Annotated in this window: 19 protein-coding genes; 8 read left to right on the top strand and 11 right to left on the bottom strand. The window is 61.2% G+C overall.

Translation table 11 applies throughout. From position 1 onward, the window contains the following. The first annotated feature begins 35 nt into the window (after nucleotides 1–35). Nucleotides 36–812 carry a hypothetical protein gene (locus tag ABD882_RS04790; protein WP_345184909.1) on the top strand — a complete coding sequence of 259 codons (777 nt, stop codon included), beginning with the start codon at nucleotides 36–38 and terminating at the stop codon, nucleotides 810–812. 47 nt (nucleotides 813–859) lie between these two features. Here ABD882_RS04790 and ABD882_RS04785 read toward each other — a convergent pair whose 3' ends face one another. The 4 genes from ABD882_RS04785 to ABD882_RS04770 form a co-directional block, all read right to left on the bottom strand. Beyond that, complete coding sequence (locus ABD882_RS04785; RefSeq protein WP_345184907.1) at nucleotides 860–2,071, bottom strand: hypothetical protein; 1,212 nt, start codon at nucleotides 2,069–2,071, stop codon at nucleotides 860–862. Beyond that, a complete protein-coding gene (locus tag ABD882_RS04780; RefSeq protein WP_345184906.1) occupies nucleotides 2,068–2,910 on the bottom strand; it encodes a serine/threonine-protein kinase in 843 nt (280 codons plus the stop codon). The genes ABD882_RS04785 and ABD882_RS04780 overlap by 4 nt, the downstream gene beginning before the upstream one ends. A gap of 35 nt (nucleotides 2,911–2,945) precedes the next feature. Further along, the gene (locus ABD882_RS04775) at nucleotides 2,946–3,482 is read right to left on the bottom strand and encodes a hypothetical protein (protein ID WP_345184904.1); all 537 of its coding nucleotides are present in this window, start codon (nucleotides 3,480–3,482) and stop codon (nucleotides 2,946–2,948) included. 502 nt (nucleotides 3,483–3,984) lie between these two features. Further along, on the bottom strand, nucleotides 3,985–4,416 hold the full coding sequence (locus ABD882_RS04770) for a DUF3892 domain-containing protein (protein ID WP_345184902.1): 432 nt from the start codon (nucleotides 4,414–4,416) through the stop codon (nucleotides 3,985–3,987). A gap of 190 nt (nucleotides 4,417–4,606) precedes the next feature. Between ABD882_RS04770 and ABD882_RS04765 the strand changes: the two genes are divergently transcribed. Next, a complete protein-coding gene (locus ABD882_RS04765) occupies nucleotides 4,607–5,203 on the top strand; it encodes an RNA polymerase sigma factor (protein ID WP_345184900.1) in 597 nt (198 codons plus the stop codon). A 1,018-nt stretch (nucleotides 5,204–6,221) separates the two neighbouring features. On the opposite strand, the gene ABD882_RS04760 is transcribed toward ABD882_RS04765, so the two are convergent. After that, nucleotides 6,222–6,467: a hypothetical protein gene (locus ABD882_RS04760; RefSeq protein ID WP_345184898.1), complete on the bottom strand. Its 246-nt coding sequence runs from the start codon at nucleotides 6,465–6,467 to the stop codon at nucleotides 6,222–6,224. Here ABD882_RS04760 and ABD882_RS19080 point away from each other — a divergent pair. Then, complete coding sequence (locus ABD882_RS19080; RefSeq protein ID WP_425563329.1) at nucleotides 6,406–6,993, top strand: ABC transporter permease; 588 nt, start codon at nucleotides 6,406–6,408, stop codon at nucleotides 6,991–6,993. The two genes, ABD882_RS04760 and ABD882_RS19080, sit on opposite strands and share 62 nt — an antisense overlap. A gap of 349 nt (nucleotides 6,994–7,342) precedes the next feature. On the opposite strand, the gene ABD882_RS04755 is transcribed toward ABD882_RS19080, so the two are convergent. Next, the gene (locus ABD882_RS04755; protein WP_345184897.1) at nucleotides 7,343–7,873 is read right to left on the bottom strand and encodes a hypothetical protein; all 531 of its coding nucleotides are present in this window, start codon (nucleotides 7,871–7,873) and stop codon (nucleotides 7,343–7,345) included. Between the two features lies 1 nt (nucleotide 7,874). Then, nucleotides 7,875–8,216, bottom strand: a complete 342-nt coding sequence (locus ABD882_RS04750) for a hypothetical protein (RefSeq protein ID WP_345184895.1) — start codon at nucleotides 8,214–8,216, stop codon at nucleotides 7,875–7,877. 308 nt (nucleotides 8,217–8,524) lie between these two features. Here ABD882_RS04750 and ABD882_RS04745 point away from each other — a divergent pair, with 308 nt between their 5' ends. Continuing rightward, nucleotides 8,525–9,634 carry a metallophosphoesterase gene (locus ABD882_RS04745; protein WP_345184893.1) on the top strand — a complete coding sequence of 370 codons (1,110 nt, stop codon included), beginning with the start codon at nucleotides 8,525–8,527 and terminating at the stop codon, nucleotides 9,632–9,634. Beyond that, nucleotides 9,631–10,029, top strand: coding sequence for a hypothetical protein (locus ABD882_RS04740; RefSeq protein ID WP_345184891.1), 399 nt, complete (start codon nucleotides 9,631–9,633; stop codon nucleotides 10,027–10,029). Before ABD882_RS04745 ends, ABD882_RS04740 begins: the two co-directional genes overlap by 4 nt. Before the next feature lie 1,012 nt (nucleotides 10,030–11,041). Here the strand turns inward: ABD882_RS04740 and ABD882_RS04735 are convergent. The 4 genes from ABD882_RS04735 to ABD882_RS04720 all read right to left on the bottom strand — a co-directional run bounded on the left by ABD882_RS04735 (nucleotide 11,042) and on the right by ABD882_RS04720 (nucleotide 13,665). Further along, the gene (locus tag ABD882_RS04735) at nucleotides 11,042–11,239 is read right to left on the bottom strand and encodes a hypothetical protein (RefSeq protein WP_345184889.1); all 198 of its coding nucleotides are present in this window, start codon (nucleotides 11,237–11,239) and stop codon (nucleotides 11,042–11,044) included. Nucleotides 11,240–11,300: 61 nt separating this feature from the next. Continuing rightward, nucleotides 11,301–12,362, bottom strand: a complete 1,062-nt coding sequence (locus tag ABD882_RS04730; RefSeq protein ID WP_345184887.1) for a hypothetical protein — start codon at nucleotides 12,360–12,362, stop codon at nucleotides 11,301–11,303. After that, nucleotides 12,359–13,267, bottom strand: coding sequence for an ImmA/IrrE family metallo-endopeptidase (locus ABD882_RS04725; RefSeq protein WP_345184884.1), 909 nt, complete (start codon nucleotides 13,265–13,267; stop codon nucleotides 12,359–12,361). The genes ABD882_RS04730 and ABD882_RS04725 overlap by 4 nt, the downstream gene beginning before the upstream one ends. A 2-nt stretch (nucleotides 13,268–13,269) precedes the next feature. Continuing rightward, complete coding sequence (locus tag ABD882_RS04720; protein ID WP_345184882.1) at nucleotides 13,270–13,665, bottom strand: helix-turn-helix domain-containing protein; 396 nt, start codon at nucleotides 13,663–13,665, stop codon at nucleotides 13,270–13,272. Between the two features lie 330 nt (nucleotides 13,666–13,995). Between ABD882_RS04720 and ABD882_RS04715 the strand changes: the two genes are divergently transcribed. The 3 genes from ABD882_RS04715 to ABD882_RS04705 are packed head-to-tail and all read left to right on the top strand — an operon-like array spanning nucleotide 13,996 to nucleotide 16,101. Further along, nucleotides 13,996–14,262 carry a hypothetical protein gene (locus tag ABD882_RS04715; RefSeq protein ID WP_345184881.1) on the top strand — a complete coding sequence of 89 codons (267 nt, stop codon included), beginning with the start codon at nucleotides 13,996–13,998 and terminating at the stop codon, nucleotides 14,260–14,262. A gap of 10 nt (nucleotides 14,263–14,272) precedes the next feature. Continuing rightward, nucleotides 14,273–14,671: an E2/UBC family protein gene (locus ABD882_RS04710; protein WP_345184879.1), complete on the top strand. Its 399-nt coding sequence runs from the start codon at nucleotides 14,273–14,275 to the stop codon at nucleotides 14,669–14,671. Next, a complete protein-coding gene (locus tag ABD882_RS04705; protein ID WP_345184877.1) occupies nucleotides 14,668–16,101 on the top strand; it encodes a HesA/MoeB/ThiF family protein in 1,434 nt (477 codons plus the stop codon). The genes ABD882_RS04710 and ABD882_RS04705 overlap by 4 nt, the downstream gene beginning before the upstream one ends. Nucleotides 16,102–16,193: the final 92 nt, after the last annotated feature.

The raw sequence follows: 16,193 nt of genomic DNA, 5'->3' as shown, positions 1-16,193 counted from the left end.
CGGCTGCCGATCGAAATTAGGGAAGGCTGGTTTGGATGACGTTGACATCTGAAATCGGCCGTCGCAGTCGCGCTACGGGATTCCGCTACGAGATCGACTTGGTCGATGCGTTGGAGCCCAGGTTCGCGTTGTCGGTGTTCCGGCGCAACGACCCTAGAGTTGCGACGTTCCGGGAGGTGCCGGCCGCGCGTGGAGTGCCCGACCTCACTGCGGTTCGTTTTGATCAGAACGTCATTGATGCGAGAGTCGCGGGCGGCGTTAGGTGCCTGACTACCGACATTGAAGTCCGAGCCGTGCTGGCTCTTCGACGGGGCCCTCTTTCGATTCCTGAAATCGCGGAGCGCGTCAACTCTTCGCGAGAGTATGTTCGTCGCTCACTCGTGCCGATGCTTTTCCAGCTTGGATGGCTGAAAGAAGTCGGACCGCTCGTCGTTTTGCGAGATGAGGCGCGGCCGGCCGGCCGGCGGGTAGTCACTGTTGAGGCCAAACTCCGCGACTGGTTGCGTGCTTTCAATCAGGCCCGCCACCAGCAGCTTTCCGCCGACGCGGCCTACATTGCCTTGGACCTCGCGCACGCGCGAGGCGCCGTCGAGCAGGCTTCGGCGATCGCCGCTCGCGGGATCGGAATAATCGTGGTCGACGCGGCGACCGGCCGGCATTCGGTGATAGCTCGTCCGAAAACCGTTCTGCCTCGAAACCAAACCCAGGTGGGTCGTGCCCTCATCGCCGAACGAAGCCTCGAACTGTATCTCCGAGGCGAGCGTGCCGGCCAGGTGGCACCGGTGTTTGGCTGGTTCCCGCCTGGTGCCTAAGAACAAGGATCCATCGAGCGCCCCGAATGCCTAGAGCGCCTCGATGACTAGTTGAGCAGTTGCGTCCACTCGTTCAGATGGACGGGGCTGTTGCCGCCAGTTGGCTTGTCCAACGGGTCCAGGGAATCGAGGAAGCGCGTTCCGCGACGGACCGCTTTTTCGACCGTGATCGTTGGATCCTTCCCTGCAAGTTTGGCTTGTAGGTTCCCCGCAGACTCGAGATAGTGCAACCCTGCAAGCTCTTTGGTGTGCCCTGTCGCCGCGATCTCGCTTGAGAACGACGTAGGAAACGGCCGATGACCGCTCTGCGACAACAAACGTTCAAAGACAGTGTGGTCAACGGTGTGCAGAATTGAACGATCGAACATGCGCGGAGTGTGGGGTGGAGGTTTCTGACCTTTCCGTCCGCCCATCGGGCGCTGCCGTGCGAACGCCTGATCTGGCCATGAGGTTCCGGTTGAGAAACCAGTCGCGCCGAGTGATGTCGCGATCCAACCGGTCAAACCGGAATTAGGGAGGTATAGCCGCTTACCCTCGAGCGCTGCAGTGCGAGCGAGAATGCGGTAGCCCCGGAGGACGTCCGGGTCGAGAAGCTGCCCGTAGCGAACGGTGATGATCGGCCACCAGAACCGCAGGTACCAGTGCTTTTCTGAACTCTCAACGATTTCTTGGAGCAGCATGCCGCGGAGTTCTTTGTCGGTCAGCCAGCGGTAATCGAGCGTTAGATTCACGAACATTGGATCGTTCTGGACGACTTGCCGGCTCGCGTTCACGAACGCCATCGCATTCGCAAGCTGGATGTTCGCCTTCGTTGCGTCAACCCAGCCTGTCGCGGACAGCGCGACGGTGGCGCCGGAATCGTATTGGGATTGGATAACTGTGCCGATCCATGTTCGGTCCGGTTTCGTGGGCACGTTGTCGTAGAACCGCCAGGGGAGGGCGCGCTTGCGCTCCCTTGTTGTGTCGAATCCGTCCCATCCGGAATCCGCTCTGCGGAACAGCTCGGGGTCGGCAATTCGGAGGGGTACTCCGACACCGCCAAGGTATTCGGAGAGGGACTTCGGTGCCATGCTCTGCATCTTCGCCACGGTTCCAAGACCCAGCGCGGTTCCGCTCGAAGCTGCGAGGCCGGTGAAAACTTCAGGGATTCGGTTCTGGAACTGGGCCCCCCGATGAATGATGTACACCGGGACCTTGCCTGAGAGGATTCGTTTCAACGGAGCCCCCAGCTCCGGTTGCGGGGTAGGTTTGTTATTCACTTTGCTGCCTTCCGGAGATCCTTGAAGGCTCGGCTAGCGGTGCCTCGTTCGAACGGCTCCTCGCTTAAGAGTCGGGTTGTGATCGCCGCCAAGACCGGAATGGTATCTGAAGGAAGGGGTCTGGGCGGGCCGGATACCAGGTCGGCGATGTCGTCCTCGCTCAGGCCCCTGAAGTCGTCAACATACGGGTGTCGTTGGGTGAGAGCCATGTAAAGGATCACACCGCATGCCCACAAGTCGGATGCTTTGCGTGCTTTCTCTCCAGCGAGCTGCTCAGGAGACATGAACGGCAGAGATCCGATCCGGCTCGGGTAGAGGGTGACGGTCGCGTCGCCGGCACCCTTGGACAGCCCGAAGTCGATGAGGACCGGGTTTGCCCAGTCGCCATTGCGGAGGATGACGTTCGCAAGTTTTAGGTCGCGATGGACGCGATCAACCTTGTGCAACATGCTGACTGCGCCCAGAAGGCCGACCGCGAAGGTGAGAACTTCGTCCTGGGTCGGCATATTGGCTGAAAGGTTTGCGTGAACGTCGCCCCCGGGGATGTATTCGCAGATCAACGCCGTGTGCGTGACGTCGTTGATACTGATCTCCCGCACGTCGTGAAGTTTGACTATTCGAGGGTCATCGAATTCACGAAGACCTCCCACCTCTCGTTCAACGAGATGCGCTCGAAAGTACTCCGGTCGTAGCAATTTCACGGCACACGTGATCGAAGTTCCGGCCACCTCGACGGCGTCAACTTTCCACGTGTCACCGAAGGTTCCGGATCCGAGATGTTCGACGGTGGCCGCGTCGAAGGCTGCCCGGACCGCTTGGGCTGTCGATTGATCATCCATTCAGCGCTTAGAACTCCATTTCTCAGCGGGCGTTGCTACTGCATCCGCCAGGAGCTCGCCTGGTCGTTCATGCTTCCCAAGCTTGGCGCGTTCACGACGAAGCCGTAGGTGGACCCACCGAAGTTGATGTTTTGGTAGACGGCGCCGGAGCACCCGGCGTAGCTACGGAACGAGGACGCGCGATCGTTCCACCCGAATGGCGAGAGGTCCGCGAAACTATATGAGCCGACGGAACACGTGCCGCTTGAACTGGCAACGAAAGACCCGCCGCCATAGTTGATGTCGTCGTAAAGGATGCCGGTGACTGTGGAAGTCGCCACGGTTGGGGTCTTCAGCTGGGAGCGTTCGCTGACGACCCCTCCGATGACGGTGCCGTCGGGGACGACCAGGCGTATGCCGGTGGTTTCGGCGACGGCTGTAACGAGGTCGGTGCCGGTTGGGACGCAGAGGCTTTGTGCGGTGGTGAGGTCAGCCCAGCACGTCTCTTTCGATACGGGTGCGGGTGTTGAGGCTCCCCCCGATGCTTGAACACCCGCACCAGCGGTCGTCCCGAATCCCACGAGGACGAACATTGTGAGCGAGACTGCGACCGATGACCAGCGACTCCGCACTGTTACCCCTTCTCTGCGAGAGTTCTCTGACCACGCACGATCAGACAAGCGGTAAGGCCGACCCTGCGTCAATTCGGGAGATCTCGACACGCCGGTAGATGACGCTGTTTGAGACACATCGGTTCAATCTGACATTGTGCTTCCTGAACCGACGGAATGACATGGTGTCTTGAGCGCCGACGATAGTCGATGCGAAAATATCTAGACGTGACCGGGAGCACTCTGTGGCTACCGTGAATGCGCAGACCGATCGGCGGGCAACAGGCGAGTGCGGAGGCCCCAGGCGGCCGACTCGGGGTCATCGCACCGCGGTGGCGAGCCAGGATTCCGACTCACTGCGCGCGAGGCTCGCATCTCGGGTTGAGAATTGGACGGTTCCGTTCGCTGGGCGAATAGCCGCGCCAGTTGACCAAGGCAGAGAAATCGAGAGCAGCCCGTCCCTCCGGCGAGGGTCCGTCCGGGGCTAGCCTTCGGGCAGGTTCTCGAGGTTGTCCAGCTTGGTGCTGTCGGGATTTGTGGCGAGGTACGGCGAGGCGATGCAGGCTCGTGCAGGACAGTACCTCAGCGTGTGAATGATTGCCGTAGAGGCGCCCGCGCTGGTGACCCAAGTGTTGCCAACGTTGATGCTGTCCGCTACTTGTCGTCGCGTGTAGTGAGTGCCGGTGCTCGTGATCACTCCTTCGAGGTGGCGGTGTGTGCCGTCAGCCGAACGTTCACGTCGAACCTTGGTCACGGTGTAAGTAGCCAATTGGGTGCCCTTCTTTCGGCGACCTTGGGACTGCTCGTAGTTTTGCGGACGCGAGTGAGGATGAAAGCGCACGGGAAGGGAATGAACATTAGTGAGGCTCTGAATGACGCCACCGGTTCGGCATCCGATTTCGTTCGCACGCATCATCAGCCAACTCCTCAAGCGGTTGTACGTCAATGAAGCAATTGCCGACCCGCCGCCCGATTGACGTCTTTGAGACGCATTGTTGCGATCGCACACTGCGAACAAGAACTCGCCGCTCGACGGTCGAACGGGTTTGAGACGAATACCGGTTGACTGCACATGACTTAGTGAGAACAGTGGCGAAAGCGCAAGCATGACGGATGACGCACCGGTCGAAAGTGAGACCGACGCAGCGCCGGACGAGCGCGCCCTTTTCGCACAGGTTCAGCGCGGCGACCGAGATGCGCTTCGGGTCATCTACAAGCGGCATAGCAGACCCGTCTACTGGGCGGCCCACGCGGTACTCAGCTCGAAATCTGACGCAGAGGAGGTCCTGCAGGACACGTTCATGACGTTCTGGAACAAACGAGCCGCGATCACCATCGTCGCCGACTCAACGTTGCCGTGGCTCATTACCACCGCAAGGTATCTCGCGCTCAACCGGAAGCGTTCCGAAGCTCGAAAGGCGAGCGTCGCGTTCGACGACACGACCGACGTCGCCGACGCCACCCCGTCCGTGGAGGAACGCGCCATCAACGACGAGGCACTGACCATCATTCACGACAGCATGAGCCGAACCTCACCACTTGATCAACAGATCTTCAAACTCTGCATGGTCGAGGACCTCAGCTACAAACAGGCTGCGTACCAACTCGGGGTCAGTCACGCATCTGTCCGGAACCGGCTCTCACGCCTCCGGCTACGACTACGAATCGAACTCGACACGCTGAAAGGAGACGACGAACGATGAACGGCTCAGACTTTGAAGCGCCAGATAACCAAGACTTCGACCGTCTCGAAGCGGAGTTCTTCACAGAATTGAAGGCGTCCAGTCGGAGAAGAACGCGTCGTCACAGATGGGTGGCCGGCGCAACAGCGCTCGCAATCACACTCGGAGCGGGGACCGCTTGGATCGTGCTCGCCAACCAACACCTGAGAGAAAGGGCCACGTACTGCTACGCCAAGGCAGACGTAAACGCCCGATACGCAACAGTCGCGGCAACCGACGAAACGACCTCAGCAGCAGGCCAGGCTGTCGACCGGTGCGCGGGGCTGTGGCAGATCGGATACTTTGACAGCGCATCACCCGCAAGCGACGACGGACGGGCACATGCGGTCCCGACACTTGAGGCATGCGTCAGACCAGACGGGGTCTACGCCGTGTTCCCGAACACCGAAGGCGACACGTCAAAGTTTTGCGAACGGCTCGGACTGACTGCAGCGGGATGATCTAGACCCAAGTGAAGACTATGTTCGCCGAGGCATCTCGTCTCGTCAATCGGGGTTAGCTCGTTAGGGTGTTCCATCTACCTTTCGAAGGTCGCTAGCCCGGGACTTGCGGGTCCGAACGGTCTGACGTGGCGGTGCGGCTCACGCTTTTAGTTTCCCGGCGCAACGAGAAAGCGTCCGAGCACAGTCCGGCCGTCGCTTGCGTAAACGGGCAACCACTGACCATCGGGATACAACTTCAATCGCGTCTCCTGCTGTTTGAGCGCTTGCGAGGGTGAAGTGGGTTCTGGACCGCCCCATTCCGCTAGAGCGAGGCGACTGCTCAAGACGTAGCCGGTAACGGGCTCACCCTGTGTGTTCAGGCCTTGTACTTCAAGTAGATCCGGAGCCACCGGGCTGGAACCCTGCTGGCCATAGGTTTGACCATTCTCGTTTCGTGGCCAGTCCTGGACGGCTCCGAAAGTTGGCGCGGGGCGAACGGTTGTGGAAGGAAGGGCGATCCACCCGGGTGCGCCCAGCACTACATCGCATTCGGCCATCTAGCGCGCGCGCCGGACAATCATGAGGTTGATGGTGCGTTTTCCGGCAATGAGGAAGGCGATGCTCGCAGAGCTCAATGCGAGCGCCAACGCAGCGCTCGAGAGCGTGTGAGTGAGCGGGCGCACGACGACGTATAGCTCGCGGTCGGTTGCCAAATTGGCGTCCACACTCCAAAGTCCAACAGTGATCACTGCGAGCACGAGGGCAGTGAACAGCGGGGCGAACGCGTCGTACCAGACTCTCATAGTGGTCAAATGTAGAACCCGATCCTGGGGTGCAACCGAGGATGGTGTGGCGAGAAGCAGCGCAGTAATTTCACTGCTCGGGGTCACGGATCGCTCCAAGGTTCGAATCGCGTCGAGCGAACAACTCGCGACGCTTCACGATCTCGTGAGTACACAGCTCGGGGCGTTTGGAAACAACCTAGTCCTGATTGTCTTCGGCCTAATGGCGTTCGTAGTCTGTGCCACGACCTGGGGACTCGTACTGTTACGAAGGAAAGACTTTGGAAGACGGCGAGCGCTCGGAGCGTCCCGTCGTTTGGTCATTATCCTCGTCACTGGTCAGGCCATGATCCTTGCCATAGCTGGCGCGACTCTCGGTAGTGCCGCAGGCGTAGCCGTGCTCGCAATTGTCGGCGCGCCAGCGCCCAACCTGGTCTTCTTCCTTGCCACCACTGTCTTGGCCGCCTTCGTCCAATGCCTCGGGACCCTCCCGCCTGCTATCGCGGCCTCAATGCAGGATCCAGTCAAAGAACTGCGTGTTCCGTAGGATCGATAAGACGCGACCGAAGCGACGCATAACGAGCACGTATTGGCTCTTGCTCTCGAAAGACCGCCAGAAAATTGGGACCTGTCGTGTAACAAGATCGGTCCTTGGGAACATTCATGCAAGCGACCGATTGTGAAGCCGAGCTGTGGTGACGCGCGCGAGGATGGCATGAGAGAGAAGACGACTTCCTCCGAGACCTGCCTCCCAATGCAGAAGGTTTTCACCGACAGATCGAACTGCGCAGGCGGCAGCCTGGCGATGGCCATGTCGACGACGGCATTTCTGGACCGCGAGATCATCGGCCTATTTCCTGGCGCGATACGTGACCGGTTCATTCCAGCCCGTCCGCTCAGCCACGAGGGGCGCCATCGCCGGATGACGCTGCGCGCGGGCTCTCCGCCATTGGAGGGTTGAGGTCTGCGACGAGTCGACGCGACGCCTCTCCACGGAGCGCACCCATCAGGACCGTTCCCTTCATCCACGACAACGGGTCGGAAAACGATGCTGCGGGATCGTAGACGGCCACGCGGACCCAGTACGCGCCGGCCGATCGGATGAGGTGACGGATCACGTTCGCTAGGTAGAGGTCCGAGAAGTCAACGCGATCGGAAATGCGATGCGGGGTTCGAAGGACATCTACCCACCAGTCCGCCTGGTCAAGCACCCGCAGATCGATCATCCCTGGCGGGGTCGCCTCGAAGACGGTGAACGGGTACGGGTCGCCGTCGCCGCGTTCCGACCTGAGACGTGTCGCCCTCGCGAACCCTTCCGCCACCAGTTCTGCGGATACTCCGTGGCGGGTCGCTGCCGCGGCGAGTTCGACCCCGTTGAGTCCTGCGTGGTCTGCGATCCTGATGACGGTCGCCCAGTCGGAGTTCATGTCAGGCGTTCCAGGCGGAGGCGACGGTTCGAGCATGGGAGACGACCGCGTCGACGTCGCCGGAGAGGAGACCTTCGATCGCGGACCGGCCGTGTGGTTTCGCGGCCACGTATTGTGCCCATGTCCACGGGTCGTCGACGATCTCGGTCAGGAGTTTGAGGACGTCTGCGAGATCGGGGACCGGGGAGGGGCCGGGGCCGAACGCGAACAGGGGAGACAGTTGCCTGCCGTTGGAGGCGATCCAGAGGATCTTCAGCTGTGCGATGTGGTCGAGTAACTGTTCGGACGTGGTGTCGAGTGCTTCGCAGACGGCCTCGAACGAGTACGGCGATCGCTTTCTCAATCGATTCGCCGCTGTCAGCGTCGAGTGTTCTTCCGCCGGCGATGTCGACGTTCAGCATGTTGACGCTTTGACGCATGGTCACGGTCGCGCGTGGCTGCAACGACCGGATCGTGTACGCGAGGTTGAACGCGTTCCTCGACCGGCCGATGCCGCCCTCGTGTTGGGCGCCGAGTATTTTCGAGCCCTCCAGCCCGAGTTCCACCTCGGGCAACTCATCGAGGTGAGGGTATTCGGCCATTGACAGACCTCACATTCCAGTGAATTGTTTAATACAATAACCACCTCGTGAGCTGCGAGGAAGAGGTCACATGGAAAAGCAGCCGTTCGCCCCTATCGAGTCAGCGACCACACTGGCCGCAGTCGGCGATGTGCACGGAGATGTTCCTGCGTTGTTTCGCCTCCTCGACGTTCTCGCCGACAGCGGCATCCGCTGCGTTATCGGTCTCGGCGATGTTGGAATCCTCTGGGGACGCAACTCGAACCGGGACGTTCAGAAGGTCGAGGCTCGCCTCTCAGCAAATGAGCAGACGTTCTACTGGGTGGACGGAAACCACGAGAACCATACCTTGATAGCGACGTACCCAACCGACCGGCGTGGCCGGAGACCGATCTCGACCAACTTCATCCATCTTCCTCGCGGGCACCGCGTCACCCTCGCGAGCGGACGGGCCCTCGCAGCATTGGGCGGTGCCAACAGCGTCGACAGATCGCAGCGTTCAACCTGGTGGCCGGCGGAGTCCGTCTCGGGCACTGATTTGGCCACACTCGGGCCAGGATATGCGGATCTGATTATCTCACACGACGCACCCGAGGACGTCCTCGCGCTCGATAACTACCTCGACAAGACCGCATTCATGTGGCCGCAAATCGGCATTGCGTACTCGCAGGCAGGCCGGGCGATGTTCCACCGCGGGTTCTTGCAAGTCCGGCCAAAGCTCTCGGTCGGCGGGCACTACCACCTGCCGATCGATGAAGCCGTCGGCTACGCCGTCGGCGACCACGGTTTCGCCACCAGAGTCGTCGTCCTCGACACCCTCCAACACGTCGGGACAGCCTCAGTCGCGATGATCGATACCGGCTCGCTCGCGATCCGGTTCCTCACCGCCGACGGTGAAGAACTCCCAGTTCGGGAGCCGCTCACAGAGCTGACGGAGTCGATGACCGGTGAATGGGTAGTTCACACCCGCGACAGTCGACATAGGTTCGACCTCGACGCCGGCACAGTCGACCGCATCCTAGGGCCCGACGCGCAGCCCGAGCCCTCCGACAGAGTTCGCCGCCTTCGATCTATCGACCGGTGCCGATTGGGGGAGCGTGGCCGGTGGGCGGTTGAGGACCTCGAACCGAACGCCGATCAGTTGTGGCACGAAAGTTCGATCATCCGACACATCGTGCCCGTGAAGTCTGGTGGCAGATGAGCACCGACGACTCCGAAATCGAACCCGTGCCGATCGCACTGTTTCTGCCGCCCGCGGATTGGGAGGTTGGCAGGGACATCACGGTCCCGCTCCGGGGGCGCTACGTCGTCACCACGGAGAGTTTGAGCCGCTACGAGATCGACTGTGATTTGGGTCTGGTCACCCGACTGCGCGGCACGACCGACTCAGACGATCCCGAGGTGTTACCTGCCGCGCATCTTCGACGTGACGGTGAAGCATTGAAGCTCCTCCGGGTAATCGTTTTACGATGCGGGGTGCCGATGGTCGTCGACGTCGAAACATTGGGGGACCCGAGCGTGGTTGCATTCACGAGACGGACGACCACGTACATCCAGAGCATTTCTTTCGTCCGCGAGAACGAGGCCGACAACTGAAATCGTGTGGCTGCGGCTGCGGCCGCTGGGCCATCGTGAGGGGCGCCGCAACCAGCCGGGGAAGACCGAAATTCGGGAGCTACGCGGTCCGCTCGACGGACTCGAAGCCTGTTGGAGGGGTGGTACCGGACAGCGGATCCTTTCGCCTCAGGCGCGGCATCCGTGGATTGGGCTACTCGTCCTCGCGAGTTGGCTTTCGTTATGTCGTGGCGGTGTTCACGATGGGCAGCAGGTCGCCCTGGCTGGTGGTTCCTCTGTGGAGTTTTCAAAGGTGTATGGGACTTCGTTACGTGTGAGCGTTCTTTGAGTGTTTCGTTGTCATGCATGGTAAATGCGGCGATATTCGAGGTTCTTCGAAAATTGGTGTGAATCCGTGCGTGAAATTGCCTGCAGGGTTCGGCGACCGTTGTCTAGCTGATATGTGTGCGGCGCCGTTCTGATCGGAGGACCATCGTTGCCGACGCCGGGAGCGATTCGAGCCGACGGTCCCGGCTTCGGCGGCGTCGACGAAAAGTGTCTGGTGGTGTCTGGTGGGCGCCCAGACACTTTTCTTCACGCCAGCACTGGGAAGGAAGGCCCTTCGAAGGGTTTGTCCGGTGTCTGGTCTTTCCGGCACCTATATATACAAAGGAGAAGGTATATATATCTATTCAGCTTGGAGATATATATACCTTCTTCTTTCTATACGAGTACTCTCTACAAAAAGTTAAGTACAACTGCCCCTGAGAGCGCTCTCACCCAGTGTTTGAGGGGCAGAAATTGTCTGGTGGGCGCCCAGACAACTGCGAAATCGTAGGACAATATCGTCGATTTGGGGAAGATTCGACTGTTGGACGTCTCCCGTTGCGGAAGATCCGACCTGTGCGGATGCCCGGTTCGCTCGGGCGCAGGTGCTGCTGACGCTGTTCGCGGACGCTAGGAAACCGTATTGGAGGCCCGGATCGGAGTCTCGGGTGCTCAATGCGAGCATGTATGGGGTGCGCGCCTGATGCAGGTAACGACGGTTCCGAGCTCAGTGCAGCTGGGCGGCGAGGTAGGCACCCGCGAAAATCAGAATCGGAATCGCAACCAGAACGACGCACCAGGCGGGACCCGTGACGGCCGTCGGGCCGAGTGCAAACCGGGCGGGGGCGCCGAGCAGGGCGACGATGGGGTGGTCCGTTTGGGCGGTCGGCGTTTTTGCGGGCTGGGCATGCGGGCGAGGTTCCATGGCTCCCAGCTTACACTCAGGAAACGGTAAGATTCCAGAAACCCGTGACCACCGGTCTGGGTCAACCGCTTGTGGATTCTGTCGCCAATCGCGCGCGTGCGCTACGAGTGTTCACGCGTGCCTTTGGGATGCGGAGAGAAAGGCGGTTGTATGCGCTTGCCTGCGCCAGGGCGCGAATGGTGAGCCATCGCCCGGCGGAAACGAACGCCGAACACCCGATGAGAACAATCAACGTCACCAGGGTAACTTGTCCGAACGGGCCGAGGAGAGGCCAGATCGCGCCGACGGATAGGACGACGCTTGCGACGGTGACCGCGAGGGCGAACGCATTCAACACGCGCAGGTAGCGGCGGGGGCTGAATGCTCGCGAGCGAACATAGAAGAATAGACCCCACACGGTCAGCGCCGTGATCACCAAAGCGGAGACGGTTAGCAGGATCGTCGGGACTGGGCCGGTGCCGGTGAAAGCGTAGATGCAGCCGAAAAGGGTGGCTGGAAGCACCGTCCATGCGGTCGCCGCCGCCACTCGCGGCCCGAGCTTCCCGCTCGGGCTCTCCAGCCGCAGCCGCATGACCCGCAGGTCGGCCTCCTCCTGGACGGCGGTCCGTACCTGCCCGGCCGGATTTCCCCAGAATGCAGTGCCTGCTCCCGCCGCCAACAGGACGGTAAGGAGCGTGAAGCCAACGATGGGGAACGCGCGAGCGGCGTTCTCCGCACCCGCGAGGATTGCGATGCAGGTCGCTGTCGCATACCCGAGCAAGACCGACGCAACGGCCAACGCGCTGAGCACCGCCATATCCTTGGTGCGTTGAGCGAACCTGCGACGGGCAAAACTCTCACCGAACAGCGCGACATAGGCGGCGAAGATCGACCCCACGGCGGTCGGGATGACCCAGCCGACGTCTGCGGTGAGCGCCGTCCCAGCGGTGATGAAGTCCGTCCAGGTGCTCGCCATCGTGTGGTGGATCACGTTCCAAACCCATAGGGCGGTCAGATGAACGTACACGTAGCCGAACCCGAGGTAGGCGATCGCGCCGAGACTCTCCCGGAATGTCAACGGCGGTGCCGGCTCCACCTGCTCAACAGGGCCCTGATCGATAGGGGCAGCGGTGACTCGGGTCACCGGAGGGGTTTCCCGTTCGCGTCGACGAGCAGGGTCTGGCGTCCGGACAGCCGAGTGCGGCGGTAAAGGAGAACAAAGCGCTGATAGGTGTTGCAGAACGTGTCAGCCCGGAACGTCACCAGGCCACGACGTGTTTCCAACGGAACTTCGATACTCTCTCCGACACTGACGGTGAGCTTCTCCAGGACGTGGAAAAGCGGGCTGGACGGGGCGAGCCGTCCGGTGGGGAATGCGCCCTCCAACGGCCCGTATCGTTCGGCGAACCGATCCGAAACGACGCACAAACCGCGGAACAGCGGCAGCCTCGGCCCGTTCACCGTACGGTCGGTTAGGACCCCGACCGCCAGTAGAGCCATCGGGCGGCGACTGTATTCGACATACTGCCGGAGCGTCGCAGCGACGCTCGCACCGTAACGAGACGCAGCCGCAAGGGGCACCTCGATTCCGGGGGCCTCATCGTCAGCCTGGTCGTTGAATCGCCCGGCGCCGAAAAGGAGCTCGCCACCAAACGCATTCGCTTCCCGTTCGAATGCTTTCTTCGTCGCTGGCGCAAGGGTGTGCTTGTCGTCCGCGAACGAACCTTCCTGCCACGGCAACGCCTTGTGGCCGATCTCGTGAGCGATCGTGAAGCGTTTTCGTGACTCCTCGAGGTCCGGGTCCACATAGATGGCCTTCTGTTTCACGGCAAGAATGCCGAGAACTTTGGAGGACAGCAGTTTCATCGCGCGACGCAGCGCCGGCGGAGGATTGTCACCGAGGGCGAACAGGTCACGCTGGTGCAGGTCGACCGCAGCGGTGACCTGCTCCAGCGGAACGCGATCGATGTCGCCAACGCCCGCTGCGGTGAGCGCCCCACGGGCAAGCTGACGGATCTCGTCCGCTCCCTCGACCGGCTCGGCGTACATCGTCACCGTCTCGATTTCATGAACTCGATGTATGCCAGCAGGTGCTCGGTTTCGGTTTCGGTCAGATCCTGGAGCGAACGCAAAGGGAAGCCGTTGACGGCGCCCAGCGCGCGGGCGTCGCTGTACTGATCGTCGGTTTCGTTCGGGACCGTGTGACCGGCGCGACGCAGCAGGTCGGAGTAGTCGATGCCGTAGGTGGTGGCCAGGCTGTAGAGAATCCGCGGCGACGGTTGAATAATGTCGTCGTTCTCAATCTGGCTGAGGTAACCATTGGTGACCGCTTTGGAGGTCTCCTCCTCCACCTGCCGAAGGGTGAGCCCGGTCGCTCGTCGTGCTTCCTTGAGGTACGCGCCGAGCGAAGGCTCAGTGGGGTGCTCGCTGTTCCGTGTTTCTCCCATGACACCATTGTCGGCGGGTTTGCTTAGCATTGCAAGCAGAATCGGCTTGACACGGCAAACACGTCCGCTTAGGCTACTAAGCAGCGCAGATGAAACTTGGCAAAGTTGGTCGAACAACTAGATCTAGGCGATACGAGCAATTCTATCCACTAGATGTAGTGCCTGGTCTCATTGGTGTTAAAACATGATGCCCAGCCGCGCTGGAACGCGAACTGGGCATCACAACAACAACTCACCAGGCACTGCCTGCCGAAGAGGTTGCATTCTTCCAATCACGGAATGCCGCGACTCTAGCAGACAGGTGCCGTGACACCCCTTGGAGGGGTTCAAATGACAACCGTCAACGAAACGCATCACGACACGCACCACACCGTCACCGTCCCGTTCAATCGCAAACCGATCCGCCTCGAACAGCGCGCATACAGCGGGCTCGAGCTCAAACAGGAAGCGATCCGCCAGGGAGTGGACATCCGCCTCGACTACATCCTGTTCGAGCTCAAACACAACGGCCGGCGCGAGATCATCGCCGACCGCGAACACGTCCAGGTAAACAAAGAATCGGCGTTCGTCGCCAATTCCGGCGACGACAACTCGTAAGGCACCCGCCGTGGCTCTCATCGAAGACATTCAGACTGCCATCGGCGAACTCAGCGTCACGTTCCCGGGCTCCTCCATCACCGTGGAGGAGTCCGGGGACGGCAGCGCATGGGTGCGCCTCGAACCGGTACCGACCGGTAAAGCCTTCACCCCATCGACAACCTGGCTGCTGTTCCAGATCCCTTACAACTACCCTGACGCCGACATCTACCCGCATTTCGTTACCCCCAACCTGAAACGTGCCGACGGGGCACTCCTCGGCGAAGGTCTCCACCAGCCTGTCGGCGCCGGACCAGGCGGGGCTATCCAAGCCACCCAAGTGTCCCGACGGACCAATCAGCTCGACGCCGGCACGCACACCGCCGCAGGCAAAGCACTCAAAGTGCTCCAATGGTTGGAGGAACGATGAACTGGGATGTCGTCATCACCGGAGAACACTGGCAGCAACTCCGACAGCACCTGTTCCCCGGCGACCACCAAGAACACGGTGCGATCCTCCGCTGCGGATACGTCGAAACAACCACCCACAGACGACTCCTCGTCAGAGAAGTCATACCCGCCAACGAGGTGACCGACTACCTCCCCGGCAGGCGATCCAACCGGACGCTCACCGCCGACTTCATCGCCGGCAACGCACTCCAATTCGCCGAAGACGGATCCGCCTACCTCGCCGTCCACTGCCACGGTGGCGACGACCGAGTCGCATTCTCCGAAACCGACCTCCGCTCACACGAACACGGGTACCCAGGACTGCTCCAACTCATCGGCGGACCCGCCGTCGGAGCGCTCGTCTTCGCCGTCAACTCCGTCGCCGGCGACCTCTGGACCCCCGACGGGCAACGACACACACTCGACAAACTGATCATCACCGACCCGCAACGAACAGAACTGACAGCAACACCACGACCCGACCAGCCCATCGCCGAACAATACAACCGGCAAGGACTCATGTTCGGCCGCCGCGGACAACAGATCCTCGCAAACCAGAAAATCGCGATCATCGGCCTCGGCGGCGCAGGCTCCCTCATCAACCAGATGACAGCACGACTCGGCGTCGGACACGTCCTGCTCATCGACTCGGACCGAGTCGATGAAAGCAACTTGTCACGAGTCGTCGGAGCGACACGCTTCGACGCGCACACCTGGTTGACCCGGACCGGAAATCCCGGCTGGGTGCGACGGTTGGGGGAGCGGCTGTCGTCGACGAAGGTGCGTGTTGCTGCTCGTGTAGCCAGGCGGGCGTCGCCGTCGGTGACGGTGGAGACCGTGTCCGGGAATGTGGAGGACCCGGGTGTGGCGGAGAGACTGCGAGATTGTGATCACATCTTCCTCGCCGCGGATTCGCACACCGCTCGTCACGTTGTGAACGCGATCGCACATCAATATCTTGTGCCGGTGACGCAGTTAGGTGCGAAGGTGACCGTTGGTTCGGTCACCGGTGAGCTCACGTCGGTGTTCTCGGTGTCGAGACTGATCGTGCCGGGGCAGGGCTGTCTCTGGTGCAACGGCTTGATCTCCCGGTCACAGCTGACTGATGAGGGGAAGTCTGAAGCGGACCGAGTCCGGCAACGGTATGTGGACGGGGAGGATGTCCACGCCCCGAGTGTGATCACGTTGAACTCGATCGCGGCGAGTTTTGCCGTGAACGAATGGCTACTGCGGACGGTGGGCGTCGCTCACCGTGTGGGTGCGCCGGAGTGGGTGCACGTCGACAGTCTGAACGGGGAGGTGCTGGCGGATGTGACCCGAAAGGATCCCGACTGCCGGTGGTGCGGTCCTGCCCGCTTCGGTGTCGGCGACGCCAAGCCGTTGCCGGTGAAGCGGGCCGCGACTAAGTGACCACGTCGATCGGGTTGTCTCGCCTGTATCCGGGCGACGGTTGGCGTCAATGTTGGATGCCGTCCGTCGCCCACCCGGTTGAGCGGGGGGAT

The organism is Microbacterium panaciterrae (genome assembly GCF_039541635.1).
Lineage (GTDB): Bacteria > Actinomycetota > Actinomycetes > Actinomycetales > Microbacteriaceae > Microbacterium > Microbacterium panaciterrae.
Note: the sequence above shows the minus strand (reverse complement) of the source record. Positions and strands in the feature narration are given on the sequence as shown.

What these genes read in the sequence shown, in the direction of transcription:
- ABD882_RS04705 (WP_345184877.1), top strand. Translation starts at nt 14,668, where the DNA reads ATGAACTGGGATGTCGTCATCACCGGAGAACACTGGCAGCAACTCCGA.
- ABD882_RS04735 (WP_345184889.1), bottom strand. Translation starts at nt 11,239, where the DNA reads ATGGAACCTCGCCCGCATGCCCAGCCCGCAAAAACGCCGACCGCCCAA.
- ABD882_RS04745 (WP_345184893.1), top strand. Translation starts at nt 8,525, where the DNA reads ATGGAAAAGCAGCCGTTCGCCCCTATCGAGTCAGCGACCACACTGGCC.
- ABD882_RS04715 (WP_345184881.1), top strand. Translation starts at nt 13,996, where the DNA reads ATGACAACCGTCAACGAAACGCATCACGACACGCACCACACCGTCACC.
- ABD882_RS04780 (WP_345184906.1), bottom strand. Translation starts at nt 2,910, where the DNA reads ATGGATGATCAATCGACAGCCCAAGCGGTCCGGGCAGCCTTCGACGCG.
- ABD882_RS04755 (WP_345184897.1), bottom strand. Translation starts at nt 7,873, where the DNA reads ATGAACTCCGACTGGGCGACCGTCATCAGGATCGCAGACCACGCAGGA.
- ABD882_RS04720 (WP_345184882.1), bottom strand. Translation starts at nt 13,665, where the DNA reads ATGGGAGAAACACGGAACAGCGAGCACCCCACTGAGCCTTCGCTCGGC.
- ABD882_RS04760 (WP_345184898.1), bottom strand. Translation starts at nt 6,467, where the DNA reads ATGAGAGTCTGGTACGACGCGTTCGCCCCGCTGTTCACTGCCCTCGTG.
- ABD882_RS04790 (WP_345184909.1), top strand. Translation starts at nt 36, where the DNA reads ATGACGTTGACATCTGAAATCGGCCGTCGCAGTCGCGCTACGGGATTC.
- ABD882_RS04725 (WP_345184884.1), bottom strand. Translation starts at nt 13,267, where the DNA reads ATGTACGCCGAGCCGGTCGAGGGAGCGGACGAGATCCGTCAGCTTGCC.
- ABD882_RS04775 (WP_345184904.1), bottom strand. Translation starts at nt 3,482, where the DNA reads ATGTTCGTCCTCGTGGGATTCGGGACGACCGCTGGTGCGGGTGTTCAA.
- ABD882_RS04765 (WP_345184900.1), top strand. Translation starts at nt 4,607, where the DNA reads ATGACGGATGACGCACCGGTCGAAAGTGAGACCGACGCAGCGCCGGAC.
- ABD882_RS04740 (WP_345184891.1), top strand. Translation starts at nt 9,631, where the DNA reads ATGAGCACCGACGACTCCGAAATCGAACCCGTGCCGATCGCACTGTTT.
- ABD882_RS04770 (WP_345184902.1), bottom strand. Translation starts at nt 4,416, where the DNA reads ATGATGCGTGCGAACGAAATCGGATGCCGAACCGGTGGCGTCATTCAG.